A 2,561-nucleotide genomic window follows, 5' to 3' on the forward strand; every position below is an offset into this window, starting at 1 on the left:
TCTGACGGAAACGTCCGGATTTACCTTTCAGCATATCGGACAGAGATTTCAGAGCACGGTTACCAGGTCCGGTTACCGGTCTTCCTCTTCGACCGTTATCGATCAGGGCATCTACTGCTTCCTGAAGCATACGTTTTTCGTTTCTGACGATAATATCCGGTGCTCCAAGCTCCAGCAGTCTCTTCAGACGGTTGTTACGGTTGATGATTCTTCTGTACAGGTCGTTCAGGTCAGAAGTTGCAAATCTTCCTCCGTCCAGCTGTACCATAGGACGCAGATCCGGCGGAATAACCGGGATAACAGTCATGATCATCCACTCCGGACGGTTGCCGGACTCACGGAATGCTTCTACAACTTCCAGTCTCTTGATGATTCTTGCACGTTTCTGTCCGGTAGCTTCTTTTAAGCCTCTTTTCAGCTCTTCGGATTCTTTTTCCATGTCGATGGCTTCCAGAAGCTCTTTGACAGCTTCTGCACCCATGCCGACACGGAATGTCATACCGTATTTTTCTCTGGCTTCCTGGAACTCTCTCTCAGTCAGTACCTGTTTGTACTGCAGTTCGCTGGTTCCTTTATCCAGAACGATGTAGTTGGCAAAATACAGTACTTTTTCCAGTACTCTCGGTGACAGATCCAGCATCAGTCCCATTCTGGAAGGGATACCCTTAAAGTACCAGATATGAGATACCGGAGCTGCCAGCTCGATATGTCCCATACGCTCACGGCGTACACTTGATTTTGTTACTTCAACTCCGCATCGGTCACAGATAACACCTTTGTAGCGGATTTTTTTATATTTACCACAGTGACATTCCCAGTCTTTGCTTGGTCCGAAGATTCTTTCGCAGAACAGACCATCTTTTTCCGGTTTCAGCGTACGGTAGTTGATGGTTTCCGGTTTCAGGACTTCACCATGTGACCATTCTCTGATCTTATCAGGAGATGCTAAACCGATTTTAATGGCATCAAACGTAATTGGCTGATACGTTTCATTATTTGTTGTTTCTGGCATGTATGGTTTCTCCTTTCACTTCCGGCTTACTCTTCCTCGAAAACTTCATCCGGGCTGAAGATTGCTTCATCCGGTGCGGACTCTTCCTGTACATCAACCAGCTCGTCGCCTTCAAACTCCTGTTTGGTATAGCCGTACTCGCCGAAAGAGGACTCCTCTTTTCTGTTGTAATCTTTGTTGTCGCCCTCGATGACAGAACGTAAGTCTGTGTCTCCATAGTCAACAGTTTCCATAAGTTCTACTTCCGTCTGGTCCTCCTTGAGCACTTTGACATCCAGACCAAGAGACTGAAGCTCTTTGATCAGAACTTTGAAGGACTCCGGAATACCAGGTTCAGGGATGTTTTCACCCTTGATGATCGCTTCATAAGTCTTAACACGTCCGACAACATCATCCGATTTAACAGTCAGGATCTCCTGCAGTGTATAAGAAGCACCATATGCTTCCAGAGCCCAAACCTCCATCTCTCCGAAACGCTGTCCGCCGAACTGAGCTTTACCACCCAGAGGCTGCTGTGTTACCAGGGAGTACGGGCCTGTGGAACGTGCATGGATCTTATCGTCTACCAGGTGATGCAGTTTCAGATAATGCATGTGTCCGATGGTTACCGGGCTGTCGAAATATTCTCCGGTACGTCCGTCACGCAGTCTTACTTTACCGTCTCTTGACAGCGGTACGCCTTTCCAGAGTGCTCTGTGGTCACGGTTGTCATACAGATACTGCAGAACTTCCGGCAGAAGCTCTTCGCCATGTTTCTTTTCAAATTCTTCCCACTCCAGATTGACATAATCGTTTGCCAGATCCAGTGTGTCCATAATGTCTACCTCGTTTGCACCGTCAAATACTGGTGTTGAGATATTGAATCCAAGTGCTTTTGCAGCCAGGCTCAGATGGATCTCCAGGACCTGACCGATGTTCATACGAGACGGCACACCCAGCGGATTCAGTACGATATCCAGCGGACGGCCATTTGGCAGGAACGGCATATCTTCAACAGGAAGGACACGGGAAACCACACCCTTGTTACCATGACGACCGGCCATCTTGTCACCTACAGAGATCTTTCTCTTCTGTGCAATGTAAATTCTTACGGACTGATTTACACCCGGTGCCAGCTCGTCACCATTTTCTCTTGTAAAGACTTTTGCATCTACGACAATACCATATTCACCATGCGGTACTTTCAGGGAAGTATCACGTACTTCACGTGCTTTTTCTCCGAAGATTGCACGCAGCAGACGCTCTTCTGCTGTCAGCTCTGTCTCGCCCTTCGGTGTTACTTTTCCGACCAGAATATCACCGGCACGCACTTCTGCACCGACACGGATGATACCACGCTCATCCAGATCTTTCAGTGCTTCATCACCGACACCAGGAACGTCACGTGTGATCTCTTCCGGTCCCAGTTTGGTATCACGTGCTTCTGCTTCGTATTCCTCGATATGGACAGATGTGTATACATCGTTCATAACCAGTCTCTCACTCAGCAGAACGGCATCCTCGTAGTTGTAACCTTCCCAGGTCATGAATCCGATCAGAGGGTTCTTAC

Annotated in this window: 2 pseudogenes; both read right to left on the reverse strand. The window is 48.0% G+C overall.

Features of this window, described 5'->3' with window-relative positions:
• Positions 1-1,012: pseudogene (locus tag ACLTL4_RS07780) on the reverse strand (DNA-directed RNA polymerase subunit beta'); the annotation flags it as partial.
• 26 nt (positions 1,013-1,038) lie between these two features.
• Positions 1,039-2,561: pseudogene (locus ACLTL4_RS07785) on the reverse strand (DNA-directed RNA polymerase subunit beta); the annotation flags it as partial.

The sequence above is a fragment of the Hominisplanchenecus sp. genome, from assembly GCF_046967715.1.
GTDB lineage: Bacteria > Bacillota > Clostridia > Lachnospirales > Lachnospiraceae > Hominisplanchenecus > Hominisplanchenecus faecis.